This window comes from Bacillus cereus group sp. BfR-BA-01309, assembly GCF_022664315.1.
GTDB lineage: Bacteria > Bacillota > Bacilli > Bacillales > Bacillaceae_G > Bacillus_A > Bacillus_A mobilis.
In genome coordinates, this window is sequence record NZ_JAKUHE010000006.1 from 40,464 (window position 1) to 62,989 (window position 22,526).

Sequence of the window (22,526 nt, forward strand, 5' to 3'; positions counted from 1 at the left end):
TGCAAAATATTATATATCAAATTATAATGAGTTCAAGAATAGTTGATACTCGAATTAAATATTCAGAAAATTCAATTAGTTAAAAATGGAAAATGAGATAAGGAAATTTGAATGGAGGTTATATTATGACGAACAAAGTACCGTTTTCGTTCATAGTAGTTATTGGTTTAATGTTATTCGCACTATTTTTTGGAGCAGGAAATTTAATATTCCCGGCAATGCTTGGTCAATCGGCAGGGGAGAATGTATGGGTTGCTAACGCTGGATTTTTAGTAACGGGTGTTGGATTACCATTACTAGGTGTACTAGCTTTTGGTTTTTCGGGTAAAGATGATTTACAGTCATTAGCAAGTCGTGCTCACCCAGTGTTCGGGATTGTGTTTACAACAGTTTTATACTTAGCGATTGGCCCGTTATTTGCAATACCAAGAACAGGAAATGTTTCTTATGAAATTGGTCTTAAACCGTTTATGCCAGAAGGGTTAGGTTCTACACCTTTAATTCTTTTCACAATTGTATTCTTTAGCATCACTTGTTTTTTTTCGCTAAATCCTGCGAAAATTGTCGATATTGTTGGAAAAATCTTAACGCCAATTAAGTTAACTTTCATTGGTATTTTAGTAATCGTTGCTTTTATACATCCAATTGGAGATATGCAAGCACCAGTGGAAGCTTATACATCACATGCATTCTTTAAAGGGTTCCAAGAAGGATACTTAACAATGGACACGCTTGCATCATTCGTATTTGGAATCATCATCATTAATGCAATTAAAGAAAAAGGTGCGAAAACGAAAACACAGATTATGATCGTTTGTGCAAAAGCGACAATCATTGCGGCATCTATTTTAGCAATTATCTATACAGCTCTTTCTTATATGGGTGCTTCAAGTGTTGCAAAGCTTGGACATTTAGAGAATGGTGGAGAAGTGTTAGCGAAAGTTTCTAACTACTATTTTGGATCATATGGTGGAGTATTATTAGGATTAATGATTACAGTAGCGTGCTTAACAACTAGTGTGGGACTTGTATCAGCATGTTCTTCATTCTTCCATAAGTTATTCCCAAATGTTCCTTACAAAGCGATTGCAATCACGCTATGTGTATTTAGTGCAATTGTTGCAAACGTAGGATTAACACAATTAATCGCAGTTTCTGTTCCAGTACTAACAGCAATTTATCCATTAGCAATCGTATTGATTTTCTTAACATTCTTCCATTCATTATTCAAAGGAAGAGCTGAAGTTTATCAAGTGAGCTTAATCGTAACATTTATCATCAGCTTATTCGATGGATTAAGTGCAGCTGGAGTTAACATTGAAGTAGTAAGCCGAGTGTTCACTAAATTCCTTCCGATGCAAGAAGTAGGATTAGGATGGATCTTCCCAGCGATTATCGGTGGATTTATCGGATATGGCATTAGCGTTTTAAAAGCAAAAAATCAAGTTCAGCCAGCTAGTGCGAATAAGAAAATAGGGTAAATAAAAAAGTTATAGAACTTGTTTCTATAACTTTTTTTGTTACTATTAATAATGAAAGAAAATAAAGTAGTAGGGGAAATAAAATGAAAAAAACAATTGATCATATTGGCATCGCGGTTCGAGATATAGATAGCACGATACGTTTTTATGAAAAGGTGTTGTTAGGAACTTTAATAGATCGTTACGTCAGTGAAGCTCCTGGTGTGGAAAGCGAAGTAGCCATTCTTGAAGTGGATGGAGATAGAATTGAATTACTTGCACCAACGAATAATACGACTTCACCAATTGCTCGATTTATAAAGCAAAAAGGTAAAGGCGTTCATCACGTTGCATATCGTGTCGATGATTTAGATGTAGCTTTAGAAGAGTTAAAAGAACAAGGTATTCGAACGTTAGAGCATACACTTCGAATTAATAAACACGGCAGAAGATTAATATATCTTAACCCAGCGGATACAGAGGGCACAATCATTGAGTATTGTGATTATCCGGAAGAGAAATAAAGTTCAACCTTAAGCAAAGGAGTTACATTATAATGTAACTCCTTTTTATTTATGTATTTGTGTGAGGTGACAAAAAAGTTATACATTTTATAAGAAAGTCATATCTTATATAAAGATGTAGAATGGGCTGATTATGCTCCTCTTCCACGGCAATATGTTACAGGGGAGACTAATTTGTAGCCAACTATATATTTTTAGGTAATACAATATAATATAAATAGTTAATTACATGTATTGGAGCGTGGCTATTTGTGACGATTTCATATAGTGCTGAAAATTTTAACGTATTATTTGTTAAATCTGGTGCTTCTGTATATTTTCCAGTGTTAGAGGAATCAATATATAATAGTTTGAAAAAAGCAATTGGTAATGTAACGATGGTAACATACAAAAATTTGGTGAAAACAGCTTTAAAGATACAGCCCTCACTCATTATTGTATTCCATGGTTTTGAAGAAGGAATAAGTAAGGGAATTCAAGAGTTAAAACAATATGATTTTACGACTGCACTCTGGCTTACAGATGATCCTTACTTTACAGATGTGACAAAAAATTTAGTGCTTGATTATGATTATGTTTTTACACAAGATACAGGATGTATTGATTTTTATAAAGATTTAGGCTGCGATAATGTTTATTACTTGCCTTTAGCGGCAGAACCTCCTGCATATACGTCGATACGTACGGAAGAGGATTATTTATTTGATATTAGTTTCATAGGGACTGCTTTTGATAATCGGCTAGCGTTTATTGATTCAATTGCAGAGTATTTAGTGACTAAAAACACCTTAATTATAGGATGTAACTGGGATAGACTAAAAAACTATGAATTATTGAAGGATAAGATTATACTTTTACCATTTTTGGTTTATAAAAATAGTATGGAATATTTTACAAAAAGTAAAATTAACATGAATATACATCGATCGATAGAGGATGTAACATTTAATATAAATAGAGTAAAAATAAATGCTTGTTCCATTAATAATCGTACATTTGAAATAGCTAGTACAGGTGCTTTTCAAATGACGGATATTCGTTCAGATTTGGAAAAGTGCTATATTCCAGGGGTGCAAATTGAGACATTTACTTCATCGGTTGATTTTATAGAGAAAGCAGAAAGGTATTTGGAAAATCCAGCACAAAGAAATAAAATTGCGATGGAAGGATTTAGAAGAACACTAATTGAACATACATATGATAAAAGGGTAAAAGATTTATTGGAAATAATTAGCGTTAATCCTAAAAAAGAAAGTGGAATTTAAAAATAGGGTTAGGATATGCAGAAACATAAAATGTTTAAAGAACAAGGTATTAGAGCATTAGAGCATACACTCCCCATTAATAAGCATGATAGAAGGTTATTTTATCTTAACCCAGCAGATACAAAAGAAATGAGCATGGATTATGGTGATTATCTGGAAGAGAAGTAAAAGAATTGTATTAAGAAAAGGTGTTGCGTAATAACGTAATGCCTTTTTTGTTTCTTCGGCTATTTGCGAGCGATAAGACTACCACCTCAAAAGTCTGCGAATATGAGAGAGTTAGGTGGGAGCTTCCCGTCCATAAAGGTCTGACTGGCGTGGGCTAATAATTAGGGGGGAACAAAAACACCCACTGATAAAAGTTTTACTTTATGTATTTCACACTTTCTTCACAAATGATTCACGATAACTTTTCTTCTTCAGGAACTTACATAAATATATTTTATGATATAATTACAATCGACTTTAAAAATGTAAGTTGTATCTATGAAGGTAGTTACTATTTTATTGGAAGTTTAGAGGTGAGAGAGAAATAAAGAGTTATACTGTATAGTAATTTATATTTAATCAGGTTAATATTTCGCCGGAGAATTGAACTTGGGAAGTTAAAGGAATGGAAGTATAGCGATGAGTAAGAAAGAAGTGAAATGATTGTGAAAGTAATGAAAAGGTTAGGGGCATGGCTATTCATTGTATGTGTGCTTATTATATCGATACCAAAAAGTGCATCTGCTCATGCGTACATTGTGAAATCCAACCCTGCTGAAAATGAAACGTTGAAGAAAGCACCAGCTGTTGTGAAAATTGAATTCGATGAGGATATACAAGTTTCGCATTTTAATACATTGTTTGTAAGAGATACATCAGGTACAAGAGTAGATTTAAAAGATACTCATATCGATAAGAAAAATAAAAAATTATTAGAAGCAGGGTTAAAAGAAAATTTGAAAAACGGACTCTACTCTATTCAGTGGAAAGTGATTTCAGCTGACGGTCATCCTATTCAAGGAGTGATTCCGTTCCGAATTGGATCAGCAGAAGCGGGAGCAGACGATATACAAGTAGAAGAGATGGGATATGTCCCGCAAATAGATATGATTATGGAACGTGGCGTTCTTTATACAAGTTTCTCACTATTTATAGGAGTGCTATTCTTTAATCTTATTATGTATAAAGGGAATGCAATCTCGGTTCAATCAAGAAGTAAAAAAATAATACGGATCTCATTAATTGGCATATTCATTAGTTTACTATTCAATCTACCATTGCAAGCGAAAATAAATGCTGATGTTTCATGGCTAGAAGCATTCGATCCTTTACTATTAAAAGAAACATTACAGCTCTCTGTTTTTAGTTACGTATGGCTCACTCAAATGGCTCTTATTAGTTTGCTTATAATCGTTACGTATTTTGCGCTGAAGTGTGAAAAGCTATCGTCGTTTAAAGTATGGAGCATTCCGATAGTATTGTTTATTGGGATACTTGTTATGAAAGCCTTTAATAGTCACGCATATGGTTTAAAGTTTAAAGAAATTGCTGTCGTTATGGACTTTCTACATTTATTAGCAGCTTCATTATGGATTGGCGGTCTATCAACTATTATTCTTCTTTTACGTAAAGAGGATGACAAGTGGAGTATGTATTGGGATATGATTAAGCGTTTTTCACCGTGGGCAACAGGTGCTGTCATCGTGATTTTAATAACAGGTCTTTTTAACAGTACATTTTTTATTCCAACAATCCACTCGTTATTTGATACGAAGTATGGATTAGCTTTATTAGCAAAAATACTTTTATTTATTTGCATGGGGATATTGGGAATTGTTCATTATGTGAAAGGGAAAATGAGAGCACAGCAAGGATTAGGCGCTACGGTGAAAGTAGAGTTTATCATAGGAATTATCATTTTCGTAATCGTAGCTTTTATGACAAACGTACAAACACCGCCGATGCCACCTACTGGACCTTTTACAGAGAGTAAACAATTAGATAATGGATATGAACTTACTTTACATGTAAGTCCTAATAAAGTAGGACAAAATACATTCCATATTACTTTAAAGGATGAGAACGGACAACCTGTTACTGATATGGAGCAAATTATTTTAACTACGCAATCATTGGATATGAACATGGGAAAAGGCTCATTTAAAGTTTCGGCCGTTTCACCAGGAGAATATGAAGCAGAAGGTATGTATATTAACATGATAGGAAACTGGAATATACAAGTGCACGGATTAACAAAATCTCTTGATAGCTTTGATGCGGATTATAAATTTATAGTAGGCGGCAGATAAAGAGAAGGTATAAATAAAAAGGAGTTAATAAAATGAAACGTATAAAAAAAATTGGCACGACAATGATCGCAACAATAATTGCAATGGGGATTTTTTCATTACCTGTTAGTGCGCACGTCACTGTGAAGCCAGCAACTTCAGATGTAAATTCTTGGGAGACTTATACGATAAAAGTACCTGTTGAAAAGAATGTAGCAACGACAAAAGTTACATTGAAAATCCCGTCTGGAGTAGAGTTTCAACAGTATGAACCCGTGCCAGGATGGAAAGTGGAAGAGCAGAAAGATAATGCTGGAAAAGTTAAAACTGTAGTGTGGGAAGCAACGGGAGATGGGATTTTACCTGGTCAGTTCCAGCGATTTACTTTTGTCGCTAAAAATCCGGATAAAGAACAAAAAATAGCTTGGGATGCATACCAACAATATAAAGATGGAGAAATTGTTGAATGGACAGGCGATGAAAAAGCTGAAAAACCACATTCACTTACTACAATTGCAAAAGGTACGTCATTAACAGGTGAACATGGTGAAGTGTCTAGTGTAGAAAAGAATGAAAGCACTAGTAATATGCAATTGATAGCAATTGTCTTATCTATTTTAGCGATTGTATCGTCGGTAGGTGCGTGTGTTTTTGTGGTACGTCGTAAAAAATAAGATATAAAAAAGAGCCTACAAACAGTAGGCTCTTTCTCATATTTATTTCACTTCAACCTGCTGCCTTACAGCAAGTGTTTTCGGCTTTATATTAACAAAACAAATACTCACCACAATAAATAATAGTCCGATGAATAAGCTAATAGTAATGGCCTCGTGTAAGAAAATTGAACTTACAATAATAGCGATTAGTGGAATAAGAAATGTATAAGCCCCAACTTTACTTGCTTCACCAGCTCCAACGAGTGTGAAATATGCAAGCCATCCCATTGCAATAACAAAGAATGAAATAAAGAGAAGTACGCTAACAAACGGTATACTCCAAGCGATGCTGGACCAACTTTCAAACTCTGATCCAAATCCAATTAAGCAAAAACCGCCAATAAGAAGCTGTAGTGTTACCATCCAAATAGCATTCACGCGGTGCCCAGTTTTCTTAATAAATACTGTTCCAAGTGCCCAGCCAATCGCACATCCTAACGCGAGAAGGATTCCGACAATAGAAATATGTTCAGTTAAACTACTAGAGCTAATAACACCTACGCCAATAAATCCAAGAACAAGCCCGAAAATTTTTAAGCCGTACATAGATTCTTCAAGCCAAATCCATGAGAAAATGCCGAGTAAAACAGGTTGTAGAAATACAATGGCGGAAAATAAACCAGCAGGCATATATTGAAGGCCAACAGTTTGTAATCCGTAAAATATAATGATGTTAAGTAAAGAAGAAATAACGTATAAATGCCAAGTTTCTTTTAAGTGTAACTCTTTGTATTTCGGTAATGCGAAAAGGAGTAAAATGAACCCTCCAATTAAAGTTCGAACGCCTGCAAATAAAACGGGTGGTGTATAATGCAGGGCAAACTTAGATAAAGGCCAATTGATTCCCCACATGAAAACGAGAAAGGTAAGGATTATGGCCGTTTTAGTTCGAGAAAGCTGTGTCACGGTAAGACCTCCTTGTTGTTATTCATTTCACTATGATATGATATCGACTGTAATAAATAAAATGAATCTTTTTTATAAGGAGTATAAGTGATTAGTTATGACCATTACACAACTGCAAGTATTAATAAAAACTGTTGAGCTAGGTAGTTTTACGAAGGCTGCTCGGGTGTTAAATATGACGCAGCCAGCTGTAAGTCACGCCATTTCAAGTATTGAGTCAGAGTTAGGAGTTACGATTCTTATACGTGATAAACGAAAAGGATTAATCGTTACGGATGTAGGAAACAGAATTCTTGTACATATTAGAGAGATTTTGAACGGCGTAGAGAAGATTGAACAAGAAGTTGCGATGGAGAAAGGACACGAAGTGGGGACGATTCGAATTGGGAGTTTTCCGAGTGCTTCTGCACATTTTTTGCCGAAAATGATAAACCATTTTAAGGAGAAGTATCCGAACTTAGAAGTCGTTCTTTGTGAAGGAACAATTAAAGAAGTTGAAGGTTGGTTAGTATCAAGGGTTGTTGATATAGGAATTGTTATTTTGCCTAATAAAGAGATGGAGATTGTCCCGTTAACGAAGGGGAAAATGGTTGCTATCTTAAGAGAGGATCATCCTCTTTGTAAAAAGGACTCTATTGCAATTAGTGATTTAGAGAATGAACCGATTATATTATGTAAGGGCGGATACGAACCACCCATTATTGATATGTTTAAACAAGCTAACGTACCACTTCGGGCTGAATATGTAATTTCGACCGTTACGACAGCTTTAAATATGATTCAAGAAGGGCTAGGGATTGCAATATTAGCTGAATTATCTTTAACGAATTTACCACAGAATGTGCAAACGAGAGAATTGGAACCGCAAGTATGGAGAGAAATTGCTTTAGCTGTTCCTTCATTAAAGGATTCTTCAATCGCTGTGCAGCTATTTATTGAAGAATTTCAAGCGCTATTTGCAGAATAACAAGAGGTGTCCCATATATCATTATGGGGCACTTTTAAATTTGTTTATAAAAAATATATGAAAAGGATTGACTTATCTTTTTGTTGTAACTATAATGATTACATCGAGGTGGTGATTACGATGAAAATTAGTAGCCGCTTTTCTATAGCTGTTCATATTTTATCTATTTTGAAAAATAATCCATCTTCACTTTGTACTTCAGACTATATGGCTGAAAGTGTAAATACGAATCCAGTAGTCATTCGTAAAATGATGTCGTACTTGAAGCAAGCTGGATTTGTATATGTAAATCGCGGCCCAGGTGGTGCGGGATTATTAAAGGATTTACATGAAATCACATTGTTGGATGTGTATCATGCAGTAAATGTAGTCGAAGAAGATAAGCTATTTCATATTCACGAGCAACCAAATCCAGATTGTCCAATTGGAGCGAATATTCAAGCTGTATTAGAAGTTATATTAATACAAGCACAATCTGCGATGGAAGAAGTTTTAAGAAATATTACGATGGGGCAGTTGTTTGAAACTTTGCAAGAAAAAATGAATGCTTAAATCATATTTATATTTTTTTATCATCAATGTAACTGGTTTGATTACAACTATAAAGGTAAGGTGTAAAAATTATGACTTTAAAAATGAAAGTATACTCAGATTTTATATGTCCATTTTGTTTTTTAGCAAAAGGTCCATTAGATGAGGTAGCGAAAGAGAATGATGTAGAGATTGAATGGATGCCATTTGAATTACGTCCAAGTCCATATTCAAAAATAGATCCATGGAATGAGCCAGAAAAATTAGGTTCATGGGATGCTTTCATTCTTCCAACCGCGAAAAAGTTAGGAATCGATATGCGTTTGCCGCGTGTTTCTCCGCACCCATATACACATTTAGCTTTTGAAGGATGTCAATTTGCGAAAGAACGTGGACTTGGAAATGAGTATCATCACCGTGTATTCACAGCATTTTTCCAAGAAGAGCAAAATATTGAAGATATTGATGTTTTAACAAAATTAGCGGTAGAAGTAGGTCTTCCTGAAGCTGAATTTAAAGATGCTTTAGTAAATCGAAAATATAAAGAAAAGCATCAAGAAGCGATTCAGCACGCATATGATGAAGCGAATATTATGGCTGTTCCAACAGTCATGATTGGAGATGAAGTCATTCAAGGGCTTGCTAGTAAAGAAACGCTACAAAGAGTAATTGATAAAGAAATTGAAAAGGAAAAAACAAATTCATTTGAAGGTATGCAGTGTAATACAGATGGATATTGCTAATTTGCTTGTTATGAAATAACAAAATAAATTATAAAACAAATATTTGGAGGAATTAACATGTCAGCAACTACAACAAACTTAAAAGAAGCAATCGTGAACCGTCGTTCTATTCGTAAAGTAACAAAAAACGATGCGATTACGAAAGAAAGAATTGAAGAAGTTTTAAAAACAGCTTTACACGCACCAACATCTTTCAATATGCAAAGTGGCCGTATGGTTGTATTAATGGATGGAGAGCATGAAAAGTTTTGGGATATTGTTAAAGAAACACTAAGAGCCCGCGTACCAGCAGAAAACTTTGAAGCGACTGTAGAAAGATTAAAAGGTTTCCATACAGGTGTTGGGACTGTGTTATTCTTTGAAGATCAAGCAACAGTAGAAAAAATGCAAGAAAATGCACCATTATATAAAGATCAGTTCCCATTCTGGTCTCATCAAGGAAATGCAATGTTACAACATACTGTATGGATGTTATTAGCGGCTGAAGGAATTGGCGCATCCCTGCAACACTACAATCCAATTGTAGATGCTGAAGTGAAAGAAACTTGGAACATTCCAGCTGAGTGGAGCTTAGTAGGACAAATGCCATTTGGTGAGCCAAATGAACAACCAGGAGAAAGAACATTTTTACCTACTGAAGATGTAGTGAAATTTTATTAAGAAATTTAATATGTAAAGAGTGAAATAAAAGGAGAGTACATATGAGCCATATATGTACTCTCCTTTCGTATGTAATGTTAAAGATAAACACATACTGCAAGAACAAATTCCTTCATATGAACCGAAGTGTTTCCTTACAATTAAAAATCTATTATGTTTTTGAAATGACAGTAAACATTCCCGTCATATTTGGTGAGTAATCTTTAAAATCAAATTTCTCATAGAACGATTCTTTACCTTCTGATGCAAACAAACCGACAAACGCTTTATCAGGGGCATTTTCATGTAAGTATGTAACTAAACGATGCATGATTTCTTTCCCGATAACCATGTTTCTGATAATCTGGATGAACTACTATATCTTGAATATAGAAATAGATAGATCCATCACCAACAATTCTCCCCATGCCGATAATTTTTTCATTATCATTGACTGTGATGCAGTGAATAGAATGTTTCAGTGAAGTTTCCGCCACTTCAAAATTCATATAATTAGTCCATCCAACAGAATCACATAAATATTTATACTCTTCCAATGTTGGAATGTTATGTTTAAACTCATATGTTTTCAAAATGTACCCTCCAAACCCTTAAATTAAACAAATATATACATTCGACATTTTTTTATCTTTTCCTCTTATGTAACTGAATTCCCTTTAGCTATCGAATTTCGTATGGTTTCCTTATTTGTATTAATTTATATGAGTTTAGGGGAAAAATATTAGAAATAATGCAATAGAAAGGGAAGTGGAAAAATGAATGATGAGAAACAATATACAGTAGTAGGTACTGATGTTGAGGAAGTAAAACGTTTAAATAAGAATTCAGGATTAACATATAATCAGGTGAAAGAATTATTAGCGAAGCAAATGCAAAAAAAGAAGTATTGAAATTGAAATTCTTCATTTTTTCATGTAGCATTTTAATTAGAGAGAGTTACAAGGATAACTCTCTTTTTCAATACAATTTAGCAACTTTTAGAGTGGAGGTAACAACATGAAAAAGTGGGTAAAGATAACGTTGTCGATTGCTGGAGGTATTGTCCTGTTGGTATGTGCCGGAGGATATTACATGTATAAAAATTATTTTCCAAAGGAACCGGAGCGTATCGTATATGATAAAGATAGAGTGTTAAAACCGATACATAATCAGTTGAAAGGTATTAACATAGAAAATATAAAGATAAAAGAAAAAGAAGTCGTAAATGCGACTGTAGATGAGCTTCAAAAAATGATTGATGATGGGAAATTATCATATGAAGAATTAACGATTCTTTACCTTTTTAGAATACAAGAACATGACCAAAATGGAATATCATTAAATGCTGTTACAGAGATTAATCCAAATGCAATAGAAGAAGCGCGAAAGTTAGATAAAGAGAGATCTTTCAATAAGAAGTCAAATTTATACGGCATGCCAGTTATCGTAAAGGATAATATACAAACGGAAAAGGTGATGCCAACAAGTGCGGGCACGTATGTGTTAAAAGATTGGATTGCAGATGAAGATGCGACGATTGTGAAGAAGTTGAAAGAAGAAGGTGCTTTCGTTTTAGGAAAAGCGAATATGTCTGAGTGGGCAAATTATTTATCCTTTACAATACCTAGCGGATATAGCGGGAAAAAAGGACAAAATTTGAATCCGTACGGTCCAATTACGTTTGATACATCGGGATCCAGTTCTGGATCTGCTACAGTAGTTGCCGCAGATTTTGCACCACTTGCAATCGGGACGGAAACGACTGGATCAATTGTAGCACCAGCGACGCAGCAATCAGTAGTTGGATTACGTCCATCACTAGGTATGGTGAGTAGATCAGGCATTATTCCATTAGCTGAAACACTTGATACAGCAGGACCGATGGCAAGAACAGTAAAGGATGCAGCAACGTTATTTAACATAATGGTAAGTTATGATGAAAAAGATGCTATGACAGAAAAAGTGAAAGATAAAGAAAGAATTGATTATACGAAGGACTTATCAATAGACGGATTGAAAGGGAAAAAAGTAGGAGTTCTTTTTTCAATAGATCGACAAGATGAAAATAGAAAAGAAGTAGCAGAAAAGATTAGAAAAGACCTTCAAGATGCAGGTGCGATCTTGACTGATGATATTCAGTTAAACGCTGGGGGTGTAGATAATTTGCAAACATTAGAATATGAGTTCAAACATAATGTTAACGATTATCTTTCAAAGCAAAAAAATGTACCGGTAAAATCGCTAGAAGAGATTATAACGTTTAATAAAAAGGATAGTAATAGACGAATAAAATATGGACAAACATTAATTGAGGGATCTGAAAAATCTGCTATAACGAAAGATGAGTTTCAAAAAGTTGTGCAAACGAGTCAAGAAAATGCAAGAAAAGAGCTAGATAGGTATTTAGTAGAAAAAGGTTTGGATGCTTTAGTTATGATTAACAACGAAGAAGTTCTTCTATCAGCTGTAGCTGGCTATCCAGAATTAGCGGTGCCAGCAGGATATGATGACAATGGAGAGCCAGTAGGTGCAGTGTTTGTCGGGAAGCAATTTGGTGAGAAAGAACTGTTCAATATAGGATATGCGTATGAACAACAGTCTAAAAATAGAAAATCACCAAAACTGTAAAAGGATAAATGAAAAAAAGAGCGCCACTAAATAATGTTGGTCGGCTAATATAAAAAGAATCTAACATTATTAAAAGAAAAAAAGGATTCTTCTCAATTAGTAAGAAAGATTGTCTATAGAAGTTCATAAAATGTAATATATTCAATTTCCATCCATTGAAGGGGGAGGTTAAATCTTAATGAATGAAGTGAAAAATTTCTTTCGAAGTAGAGGGTTCCAACGGTTTCTCGTTTTAATAATAGTAGCGCTTGTATTATATGGATTAAAAAGTATGATTAATTTAATATTAATTACGTTTATACTGACATTTTTAATGGATCGGTTTCAACGTTTTATTTCAAAAAAATTGAAAGTGAATCGGAAAATTGTTATCGCATGTTTGTATATCATATTAGTTACTTTTATCGGCACAACATTATATAAATACTTACCTGTGCTAACGATACAAATTTCCCAATTGATTTATCAGTTTAGGTTGTTTTTTCAAAATCCACCGGATAATGAGATCATTAAATATGCGCTCTCAACAATTAATGGGATGGAAGTCTCAAAATATATAGAACAAGGTGTAGATGTCATATATCAATCGATTGCAAATATAGGAAAAGTCAGTTTGCAAATACTACTCTCTCTTATTTTAAGTTTATTTTTCTTGTTAGAAAAAGAACGTATCATATCATTTACTTCGAAATTTAAAGATAGTAGTCTGAAGGTTTTTTATGAGGAGATTGCATATTTTGGTGAAAGGTTTGCAAGATCGTTCGGTAAAGTAATTGAAGCGCAGTTTTTAATTGCAATTGTCAATTGTATTCTTACTGTCATTGCATTAATCGTTTTAGGATTTCCGCAGCTTCTCGTATTAGCTGTCATGATTTTCTTACTAGGATTAATTCCTGTTGCCGGTGTAATCATTTCCTTGTTCCCGCTATGTATTATTGCTTATAACGTAGGCGGAGTTATGTACGTTGTATACATACTTGTGTTCATTACAATAATCCATGCTCTTGAAAGTTATTTTTTAAACCCGAAGTTCATGTCTGCGAAAACGAATTTACCAATCTTTTATACATTTATGATTCTTATCTTTTCAGAGCATTTCCTTGGAATATGGGGGCTTATTATTGGTATACCAATCTTCATCTTCTTATTAGATGTACTGAATGTAAATAATGAGGAGACGATTAAAAAATAGAAAATAAATAAAAAAAGCAATCCAAAATAAATTGGATTGCTTTTTTGCATACACGCTTAAAGAACGGGTGCCATTGTTTCTTTCAATACTTGAACAGAGTGATCGAATTTTAATTCTTCTTCTTCACTTAATTCCACTTCTAAAATTTCACGAACACCGCCGCGATTTAATACAGCAGGTACACCGATATAAACATCTTTTTGACCGTATTGACCTTCTAAGTAAGCTGATACTGTTAATACACTATTTTCGTCGTTTAAAATCGCCTTAGTAACACGTAGAAGTGACATACCAATACCATAGTAAGTTGCACCTTTTCGCTCAATAATATGGTAAGCTGCATCACGAACATTTATGAAGATTTTGTCTAAATCTTCTTGCGTGTATGTGTTGTCTTTATCAAGAAGTGTTTGTAGTTTTTGAATACCAATGGATACGTGACTCCAAACAGGAAGTTCCGTATCACCATGTTCTCCGATAATATAAGCATGAATGTTGTGAGGACCAATATCGAAATACTCACCTAACATATAGCGGAAACGAGCAGAATCAAGAGTTGTACCAGAACCGATTACACGTTCTTTTGGTAAACCAGATTCTTTCCAAGTTACATAAGTTAAAATATCGACAGGGTTAGTTGCGATTAAGAAGATACCATCAAATCCGCTATCCATAATACTACGAACGATTTGTTTAAAGATTTTCGCGTTTTTCTCAACTAAATCTAAACGTGTTTCGCCTGGTTTTTGTGGTAATCCAGCCGTAATAACTACAAGATCAGCATCTTTACAATCTTCGTAGCTGCCTTTCCATACTCTAGTTGGAGCTGGTGCAAAAGGAACAGCATGACTTAAATCCATTGCCTCTCCTTCAGCTTTTGCCTCGTTTACATCAACTAAAACAAATTCTTCAGCTACAGCTTGGTTAATCATGCAGTAAGCGTAACTACATCCAACTGCTCCTGTTCCTACTAATACAACACGGTTAATACCTTTTTTCATTTCAAAATTCCTCGCAATTTCATTGATTTTATTATGTAAGATAATACGTCTTACTTCTATAGAGTCATATCTAGTTTATTACATTTTATAAAAGATATTCAAGTATTTGAAAATGTATCCGTGCAATTTCTTGCATGAAACATAGTACGTAAGTGAACCGAATATACTGCAATAAAATCCTTTATTGAAGGAGAAAAGGGTATGATGCAGCCATTAACGATGGAAAAAATGCTTCATATTATTAATGTGGGGCTCGTTAAAACGAAGAATCCAAAGCAGATTATTATTGCTGGTGCAGGGATTTCGGGCTTAGTTGCAGCATCGTTATTGAAAGAAGCAGGTCATAATATAACAATTTTAGAAGCGAATAACCGAATAGGCGGAAGAATATATACGATCCGTGAACCATTTAGCTCTGGTTTGTATTTTAATGCAGGACCGATGCGAATTCCTGAAACACATGAGTTAACTTTAGCTTACATTTGTAAGTTTAAATTACCGTTAAATCTGTTTATAAATAAAACCGCTTCAGATATTATTTATACGAATAATATTAAAACGAGATTGAGCATATTCGAAAGAAATCCAAGTATACTTGGATATCCAATTATAGAGAACGAAAAGGGAAAAACGGCAGAAGAGTTAATGTTAGTAGTATTAGAACCAATACTAAATTTTATAAAAAAAGATCCTCATAAAAATTGGATTATCGTTGAAAAAAAGTATAAAGCATATTCGCTTGGCTCATTTTTAATTGAGTATTATTCAGACGGAGCAATAGATATGATCGGTGTACTTCTTGATATGGAAGCATATATGGGAATGTCTTTAATCGAAGTATTACGTGAAATGATCTTTTTTACCTCAACGACAAAATATTACGAGATAACGGGCGGAATGGATGCATTACCAAATTCATTTTTACCGGAGTTAAAAGATAATATTTTTATGTCGTATAAAGTAGAAAAAATTATACAGGAAGATAATAAAGTAATGATGCAAGGAAGTCATGAGCAAACGTTACATCCATTTATCGTAACAGGCGATAGTGCTATTATTACAATTCCATTTTCAGCGTTACGATTTGTAGAAGTTCACCCATATCATTTATTTTCTTATTTTAAAAGACGAGCAATTCGTGAGTTAAATTATATTGCTGCAACTAAAATTGCGATAGAGTTTAAAAGTAGATTTTGGGAGAAAGCGGGACAATACGGCGGTAAATCTATTACAGATTTACCGATTCGATTTACATATTATCCGAGTTATGGCATTCATACACCAGGGGCAGCCATCGTTTTAGCGAGTTATACGTGGGCAGATGAGGCGTTAACGTGGGATAGTCTCCCTCAAAGAGATCGTATTCGTTACGCATTAAAAAATTTAGCAGAAATATACGGTGACATCGTCTATAGTGAATTTGTTACTGGAACATCTTTTAGCTGGAGTGAAAATCCGTATTCTTGCGGCGCATTTACGGCTTTCGAACCAGGTCAAGAGCTCGAGTTATTTCCGTATATTACGCCGCCAGCTGGCAAAGTACACTTTGCAGGAGAGCATACGACATTAACGCATGGATGGATGCAAGGAGCAATAGAGTCTGGAGTTAGGGTTGCACATGAAGTAAACGAACAGTGAATCTGTTATGTTTACAAATGGTCATTCTTTTAATAAAATGATAAATATAAATCGTAATTATTACGCTTTGAATACGTTTGAAGTAAAGAAATGGATGGTCGATCAAATGAATAAAGTAGAAATTCATATATTAGGTGGCTTTTTAGGTAGTGGAAAATCAACATTATTACAAAATTTATTGTTAGCTGAGAAAAAGAAGAATAGAAAAGTTGCAGTATTAATGAATGAAATTGGTGAATACTCAGTAGATACCGATATTATTGGAAAAGAGAATGTTTTAAGAGAGCTTCTGAAAGGATGTATTTGTTGTACGCTAAAAGAAGAGCTTGAAATACAATTGCATTCGTTATATCAGCAAGAAAGACCAGATGTTATTTATATAGAAACGACAGGTGTTGCGCATCCAATTGAAGTGTTAGATGCATGTGTATCACCAATTTTAGCACCTTTCTTAGACGTGAAATCAATTGTAGTCGTTTTAGATGCAGTAAGATGGTTAAATCGAAGTGTATTAAGTGCAAACGTTCAGCAATTATTACATGAGCAACTGAAGTTTGGTAGCCACATTTTAATTAATAAATCAGACTTACTAACAGATGCGGATAAGAACAAAGTAATTGAAGAAGTGAAAGCGATAAATAATCATGCGAAATTGTTTGAAACAAAATATTGTAATATATCTTTAGAAGACATAGAAGAGGCTGAATTTACGAATGACGGGGAACATGAGACACTACATGTCAAACAGCATTTACATATACAAACGATGACGTATCAATTTACGAAATCGATTGATCAAGACAAATTATATGAATGGCTTTCGAATTTACCAGATAGTATTTATCGTGTAAAAGGATTTTTGAAATTCCATGGAGATAAATACCCGCACCTATTCCAATATTCGTTCGGGGTACCGACTTTACTGGAACAAGACTTCGGTTTCCCAACGAACTTGGTAGTAATAGGGGAAGGGCTAGATAAGAAACAATTGGCTGAAGGGTTAGAGAAAGTAGAAAATAATTAAGTGCTTTTTAGGGAGGCTACAATGATTGACTTAATAACTTAAGTTAATTATTGTAGCTTTTTTCGTGATTAATACTGTAATGAAACAGTATTTTCAATTGGGAATCAGAATATATATTGATTGTATGTCCGTTTCCATTTAATAGGAAGGTGATTATAGATTTGTGCCGAATGTAGAGGATACTACAGGAGTTTTCCATTACCTATCCTATAGTTAGTCATGATTACGGGCAGGGGACTTTGGCGTGTTTGACTCTATCAGAAAGTAAAGTATGGGGAGGATCACAATGTCGATGAAAAAACGTAAATGGCTAAGAATGATGGCTACTGGTTGTGTTTTAGGCTCGTTATTAATAACGGCAGCTTGTTCAGGAAAGAAAACAAGTACAGAGGATGAAAAGACGATTAAGGTAGGGGTTCTTGCTTCATTAACAGGTCCATTAGAATCGTATGGAAAACAAACAGTGAACGGATTTGAATTAGGGTTGGACTATGCAACGGGCGGAACTGGGAAAGTGGAAGGGAAGAAGATTAAGTTTGTTGTAGAAGATACGGAAACAAAAGCAGAGGTAGCCGTTAAAAAAGCTACGAAGTTATTAGAAGAAGAGAAAGTCGATTTTTTAGTCGGATCGTCTAGTTCAAGTGATACATTAGCGGTTTTACCATTAGCTGAAGAATATGAAAAAATAATGGTTGTAGAACCGGCAGTTGCCGATAGTATTACCGGGAAGAATTGGAATAAATATATTTTTAGAACAGGAAGAAGCTCTTCGCAAGATGCAATTGCAGGAGCAGCTGCAATTGCAAAAAAAGATGTAAAGATTGCGACGTTTGCCCCAGATAATGCATTTGGCCGTGAAGGGGTTGCGGCATTTAAAGCTGGAGCGAAGAAATTAGGTGCGAATATTGTAAACGAGCAATATGCTGATATAAATTCGACTGACTTCACTGCAAATATTCAAAATATCATTAGTTCCAAACCAGATTATTTATTTATCGTTTGGGCTGGGGCAAATTCACCTTGGAAACAGTTAAAAGATATGAATGTGGAAGCGCAAGGTATTAAAATTTCTACCGGTGCACCAGATATACCGGCATTAAAAACGATGGATGCGTTAGTAGGAATGCAAGGTTTTTCTGTTTATTATCATACGCTCCCGAAAAATAAGGTGAATGATTGGTTAGTGGAAGAACATAAAAAACGATTTAATGGTGCGGTGCCAGATTTATTTACAGCAGGTGGAATGTCAGCGGCAATTTCTATTGTAGAAGCTTTAAAGAAATCAAAAGGGGATACAGATGTAGATACGTTGATTAAGAAAATGGAAGGAATGGAATTTGAGACACCGAAAGGAAAGATGAAATTTAGAGAAAAGGATCACCAAGCGATGCAGACACTGTATTCTATCACATTGAAAAAGCAAGATGGTGTTGATTATCCGGTGCCAGTATTAGAGCGAGAATTAACGATGAAAGAGACAGAACCACCAGTTCAAAATAAATAGACTGAATTTTCTGTTGTTTTTGTATAAAGAGGGAGTACCCTCTTTATACGTATTTCTTTCTTACTGAAAGCTTTAAAGGGAGGGATTTCGTGACACATTTACTTGAAACGAAAAATCTTAGCGTATCTTTTGGCGAGCATCAAGTTATTAAGGATGTGAATTTGACAGTACAAAAAGGAAAGCTCATTTCCATTATTGGACCAAATGGTGCAGGAAAGACAACGTTATTTAATTTACTTAGTGGACAAATTTCTCCAACGAAGGGTGAAGTGTATTTTAAAGGACAAGAGGTTACAAATTTATCAATTTCAGATCGAACTCGATTAGGAATTGGTCGTTCTTTTCAGCTTACAAATATATTCCCGGAGTTAACGGTACTTGAAAATGTTCGTTTAAGTGTTCAATCATTTGTTCAAGATTACTATAGTTTTTTTCCGATTTCGGCAAAATTTAAACAACAAGTGGGAGAGGCGAGACGTTTCTTAAAAACAGTATTACTTCAGGAGAAAGAACATGTATTAGCGAAAGATTTAGCACATGGAGAAAAACGAAAGTTAGAGCTTGCGATGTTATTAGCTTTAAAAACGGATGTGTTACTACTTGATGAGCCGACAGCAGGTATATCAGTTGAGGAGGTACCGGCTATTTTACAAGTGATTGAAAATATTAAAAAACATCCAGAAAGTACAATTGTACTGATTGAACACAAAATGGATATGGTACTAGGTTTGTCAGACCATCTTATCGTTTTATTCCATGGAGAGCTATTGGCTGAAGGCTTGCCCGAAGAAATTATGAAAGATGAGCGTGTACAAAGTGCTTATTTAGGAGGATTATATAGTGGCACTATTACAAGTGAATAATATAGAGACGTATTTAGATCAGTTTCATATTTTGCAAGGGGTATCTCTTGCTGTTGAGAAAGGAACGATTACTGTACTGTTTGGAAGAAATGGGGCAGGGAAGACTACGACATTACGTTCGGTTATGGGTTTTCACCATATCGCACATGGTGAAATTTATTATGATAGTACACAAGTAAATGGATTATCTACACATTTGATTTCAAGGAAAGGAATAGGGTATGTACCAGAAAATCAAGGTATTTTTTACGACCTGACAGTAGAAGAAACATTCGCTCTTGCTAGAGGTAAGGGCGAAGAAGCGGAAGAGAAAATTGAGTGGATGCTTGAGTTATTTCCAGATTTAAAGCAGTTTTGGCACAAAAAAAGCGGACTCTTAAGCGGAGGGCAAAAGCAAATGCTAGCAATTTCAAGAGCATTTATTAATAGTGATGGTTTATTACTTATTGATGAGCCGAGTAAAGGTTTGTCCCCTATTATGATAGAAAAATTAATGATAGCCATTTTGAAAATGAAGGAGAAAACAACAGTTTTACTCGTTGAACAAAATTTTATGATGGCTAGTCAAATTGGGGATTACTTTTATATTATGGATAACGGAAAAATTGTTCATAACGGTTTTATGCATGAATTAAAAGAGGATAAGGAAATGTGTCATAAATATTTAGGGATCTCTTAACATGAATCCGGGGTGAGAAGGATGGATGTGTTAATCAATTTATTTGTAAATGGGATTTCAACAGGGATGCTCATTTTTTTATTAGCATCAGGTCTTTCACTTATTTTTGGTTTAATGAGCGTTCTAAACTTCGCACATGGTGGTTTATTTGCGTGGGGAGCATTTACAGGTGTTTGGCTATTTAATATGACAGGTAGTTATGTATTAGCGTTAATTGGAGCAATTGCTATGGGGATGTTTCTTGGATTCATTTTAGAAAGATTCCTTATTAGACCGGTATATGGAAATCATGTTCGCCAGCTTCTTGTGACGCTTGGAGGAATGCTTGTACTTAGTGAATGTATTAAAGTATTTTGGGGACCTAATCCAATTGGTGCGAAATTACCGTTATGGTTACAAGGTAGTTATACATTTGAAGGTATTATATTAATTAAATATCGTTTATTCGTTATTTTAATTGGGATCATCATTTACATTGCCTTACTATTATTGCTGAAGAAAACAAAGATAGGTCTTATGATACGCGCAGGTGTAATGGATAAAGAGATGGTTCAAGCGCTCGGTATTAACGTAAAAGCGATATTTTCTTTCGTCTTTTTATTAGGAGCAGGGATGGCAGCGTTGGGAGGCTTCTTATTAGCACCGTATTCAGGAGTTATTTTCGCCGAGATGGGTATGCAGTATGCGATTTTAGCTTTCATAGTAGTAATCATTGGAGGATTAGGAAGCGTACAGGGTTCAGCAATCGCTTCTTTAATTGTCGGATTAGCTGGTGCTTTTACAGCGTATTTTATACCGGATTTATCGCTTGCAATTAATATGTTAATGTTACTATTTTTCTTAATAGTAAAGCCAAACGGACTTGTTGGTGAAAAGGGGTGAAATGGTGAACAACACATCAAATCGAATTAAAGTATACTTCGGAGTATGTATGCTCATTTGTTTAAGTGTATTTCCATTCGTAAATGATTCACGGAGTTTGTTAATTTTGTTCACTCAAATCTTCATCTTTGCTATTTTTGCAATGAGTTTTGATGTATTGCTTGGATATACCGGAATTGTATCGTTCGGTCACTGTATGTTCTTTGGAATAGGAGCATATGGGGTAGCGCTTTTATTTGATCGGCAAGGAGTATCCATAACGAACTTTTTAATAGGGATAGTAGCTGCAATTATCATTTCAGCAATTGTTAGTTATATAATCGGCTTGCTTTCATTGCGTCTGAAAAGTCATTTTTATGCAATGCTAACACTTGCTATTTCACAGTTGTTTTTCGTACTTGCTGAAAAATGGCGTGGGCTCACTCACGGAGGGGATGGTTTTACATTTGGTGTACCAGACTTATTTCGTGATCGTTTTACCTTTTATTATGTAACGCTTATATGTTTAATTGTCATTTTTATTCTGTTACGACTTTTCACAAAATCTTCTATTGGAAAAGTATTAAAGGCAATTTCACAAAATGAACAACGTGTGGAAGCACTAGGGTATAAAGTTCTTCATTATAAAATTATTGCTAGTATTGTGGCAGGAGTAGTAGCTGCGATTAGCGGTGGCTTATTTGTTATCACACTACGATTTGTTAATACGACTGTATTTTCAATTGAAATGACATTAAATGTATTATTGATGACAATGATTGGAGGTGTTGGAACGTTAATTGGAGCAATTGCGGGAGCTGGAATTATTGAATCACTGAAATATTATTTATCAGAACTAGCTACAGCGTATCCAATTTTTGAACGATGGACAATTATTCTTGGTTTATTGTACATTATCGTATTGCTAGTTTTTCCGAAAGGATTAGTTGGAACGGTAAAGAGTTTGAAGAATATGAAACGGAATAAGAAGGAGAAAAGTGCAGAAGTGGAGCAAAACGTGTGAAGAATCAATTGTATAGAATATGAAAATCCCTCTTTTAAATTCGTAAAGGAGGGATTTTTATTGGTGTATGTAATTAGTTAGTTTG

General features: G+C 34.5%; 21 protein-coding genes and 2 pseudogenes. 20 read left to right on the plus strand and 3 right to left on the minus strand.

The window, feature by feature from the left end; translation table 11 throughout:
- The first annotated feature begins 125 nt into the window (after nt 1-125).
- From brnQ to MR115_RS13005, 6 genes and pseudogenes are all read left to right on the plus strand, one after another.
- Complete coding sequence (brnQ, locus tag MR115_RS12980) at nt 126-1,481, plus strand: branched-chain amino acid transport system II carrier protein (protein ID WP_141519920.1); 1,356 nt, start codon at nt 126-128, stop codon at nt 1,479-1,481.
- Nucleotides 1,482-1,564: 83 nt separating this feature from the next.
- Nucleotides 1,565-1,984: a VOC family protein gene (locus MR115_RS12985; RefSeq protein WP_000750833.1), complete on the plus strand. Its 420-nt coding sequence runs from the start codon at nt 1,565-1,567 to the stop codon at nt 1,982-1,984.
- A 251-nt stretch (nt 1,985-2,235) separates the two neighbouring features.
- Entirely contained in the window at nt 2,236-3,249 is a 1,014-nt protein-coding gene (locus MR115_RS12990; RefSeq protein WP_242241578.1) for a CgeB family protein, read from the plus strand.
- 36 nt (nt 3,250-3,285) lie between these two features.
- A pseudogene (locus MR115_RS12995) lies at nt 3,286-3,417 on the plus strand (glyoxalase); the annotation flags it as partial.
- Nucleotides 3,418-3,896: 479 nt separating this feature from the next.
- Entirely contained in the window at nt 3,897-5,546 is a 1,650-nt protein-coding gene (locus MR115_RS13000) for a copper resistance CopC/CopD family protein (RefSeq protein ID WP_242241579.1), read from the plus strand.
- Between the two features lie 32 nt (nt 5,547-5,578).
- Nucleotides 5,579-6,199 (plus strand): YcnI family copper-binding membrane protein, encoded by a 621-nt coding sequence (locus MR115_RS13005; RefSeq protein WP_242241580.1) that lies wholly within the window; start codon nt 5,579-5,581, stop codon nt 6,197-6,199.
- A gap of 42 nt (nt 6,200-6,241) precedes the next feature.
- On the opposite strand, the gene MR115_RS13010 is transcribed toward MR115_RS13005, so the two are convergent.
- On the minus strand, nt 6,242-7,147 hold the full coding sequence (locus MR115_RS13010) for a DMT family transporter (RefSeq protein WP_242241581.1): 906 nt from the start codon (nt 7,145-7,147) through the stop codon (nt 6,242-6,244).
- A gap of 97 nt (nt 7,148-7,244) precedes the next feature.
- On the opposite strand from MR115_RS13010, the gene MR115_RS13015 reads away from it, so the two are divergent.
- The 4 genes from MR115_RS13015 (at nt 7,245) to MR115_RS13030 (ending at nt 10,048) form a co-directional block, all read left to right on the plus strand.
- Nucleotides 7,245-8,114 (plus strand): LysR family transcriptional regulator, encoded by an 870-nt coding sequence (locus MR115_RS13015; protein WP_097864465.1) that lies wholly within the window; start codon nt 7,245-7,247, stop codon nt 8,112-8,114.
- A gap of 120 nt (nt 8,115-8,234) precedes the next feature.
- Nucleotides 8,235-8,666 (plus strand): Rrf2 family transcriptional regulator, encoded by a 432-nt coding sequence (locus MR115_RS13020; RefSeq protein WP_063261795.1) that lies wholly within the window; start codon nt 8,235-8,237, stop codon nt 8,664-8,666.
- Nucleotides 8,667-8,737: 71 nt separating this feature from the next.
- Nucleotides 8,738-9,388, plus strand: coding sequence for a DsbA family oxidoreductase (locus tag MR115_RS13025; protein ID WP_242241582.1), 651 nt, complete (start codon nt 8,738-8,740; stop codon nt 9,386-9,388).
- Between the two features lie 57 nt (nt 9,389-9,445).
- Nucleotides 9,446-10,048: a nitroreductase family protein gene (locus tag MR115_RS13030; protein WP_001277029.1), complete on the plus strand. Its 603-nt coding sequence runs from the start codon at nt 9,446-9,448 to the stop codon at nt 10,046-10,048.
- 151 nt (nt 10,049-10,199) lie between these two features.
- On the opposite strand, the pseudogene MR115_RS13035 reads toward MR115_RS13030, so the two are convergent.
- Nucleotides 10,200-10,620: pseudogene (locus tag MR115_RS13035) on the minus strand (GNAT family N-acetyltransferase).
- A gap of 183 nt (nt 10,621-10,803) precedes the next feature.
- Here MR115_RS13035 and MR115_RS29835 point away from each other — a divergent pair.
- The 3 genes from MR115_RS29835 to MR115_RS13045 all read left to right on the plus strand — a co-directional run bounded on the left by MR115_RS29835 (nt 10,804) and on the right by MR115_RS13045 (nt 13,847).
- On the plus strand, nt 10,804-10,938 hold the full coding sequence (locus MR115_RS29835) for a hypothetical protein (RefSeq protein WP_097864462.1): 135 nt from the start codon (nt 10,804-10,806) through the stop codon (nt 10,936-10,938).
- Between the two features lie 106 nt (nt 10,939-11,044).
- Nucleotides 11,045-12,655: an amidase family protein gene (locus MR115_RS13040; RefSeq protein WP_242241583.1), complete on the plus strand. Its 1,611-nt coding sequence runs from the start codon at nt 11,045-11,047 to the stop codon at nt 12,653-12,655.
- 178 nt (nt 12,656-12,833) lie between these two features.
- Nucleotides 12,834-13,847 carry an AI-2E family transporter gene (locus MR115_RS13045; protein WP_061676843.1) on the plus strand — a complete coding sequence of 338 codons (1,014 nt, stop codon included), beginning with the start codon at nt 12,834-12,836 and terminating at the stop codon, nt 13,845-13,847.
- Nucleotides 13,848-13,903: 56 nt separating this feature from the next.
- On the opposite strand, the gene MR115_RS13050 is transcribed toward MR115_RS13045, so the two are convergent.
- Entirely contained in the window at nt 13,904-14,848 is a 945-nt protein-coding gene (locus tag MR115_RS13050; RefSeq protein WP_064476369.1) for an L-lactate dehydrogenase, read from the minus strand.
- A gap of 201 nt (nt 14,849-15,049) precedes the next feature.
- Here MR115_RS13050 and MR115_RS13055 point away from each other — a divergent pair, with 201 nt between their 5' ends.
- From MR115_RS13055 to MR115_RS13085, 7 genes are all read left to right on the plus strand, one after another.
- Nucleotides 15,050-16,486: a flavin monoamine oxidase family protein gene (locus MR115_RS13055; protein WP_242241584.1), complete on the plus strand. Its 1,437-nt coding sequence runs from the start codon at nt 15,050-15,052 to the stop codon at nt 16,484-16,486.
- 106 nt (nt 16,487-16,592) lie between these two features.
- A complete protein-coding gene (locus MR115_RS13060; protein ID WP_242241756.1) occupies nt 16,593-17,510 on the plus strand; it encodes a CobW family GTP-binding protein in 918 nt (305 codons plus the stop codon).
- A 286-nt stretch (nt 17,511-17,796) separates the two neighbouring features.
- On the plus strand, nt 17,797-19,014 hold the full coding sequence (locus tag MR115_RS13065; RefSeq protein WP_097864459.1) for a substrate-binding domain-containing protein: 1,218 nt from the start codon (nt 17,797-17,799) through the stop codon (nt 19,012-19,014).
- Nucleotides 19,015-19,103: 89 nt separating this feature from the next.
- Nucleotides 19,104-19,877, plus strand: coding sequence for an ABC transporter ATP-binding protein (locus MR115_RS13070; protein ID WP_242241585.1), 774 nt, complete (start codon nt 19,104-19,106; stop codon nt 19,875-19,877).
- Entirely contained in the window at nt 19,855-20,556 is a 702-nt protein-coding gene (locus MR115_RS13075) for a branched-chain amino acid ABC transporter ATP-binding protein (RefSeq protein WP_063261805.1), read from the plus strand. Before MR115_RS13070 ends, MR115_RS13075 begins: the two co-directional genes overlap by 23 nt.
- A gap of 21 nt (nt 20,557-20,577) precedes the next feature.
- The gene (locus MR115_RS13080) at nt 20,578-21,438 is read left to right on the plus strand and encodes a branched-chain amino acid ABC transporter permease (RefSeq protein WP_098586554.1); all 861 of its coding nucleotides are present in this window, start codon (nt 20,578-20,580) and stop codon (nt 21,436-21,438) included.
- 49 nt (nt 21,439-21,487) lie between these two features.
- Nucleotides 21,488-22,441, plus strand: a complete 954-nt coding sequence (locus MR115_RS13085; RefSeq protein WP_242241757.1) for a branched-chain amino acid ABC transporter permease — start codon at nt 21,488-21,490, stop codon at nt 22,439-22,441.
- Nucleotides 22,442-22,526: the final 85 nt, after the last annotated feature.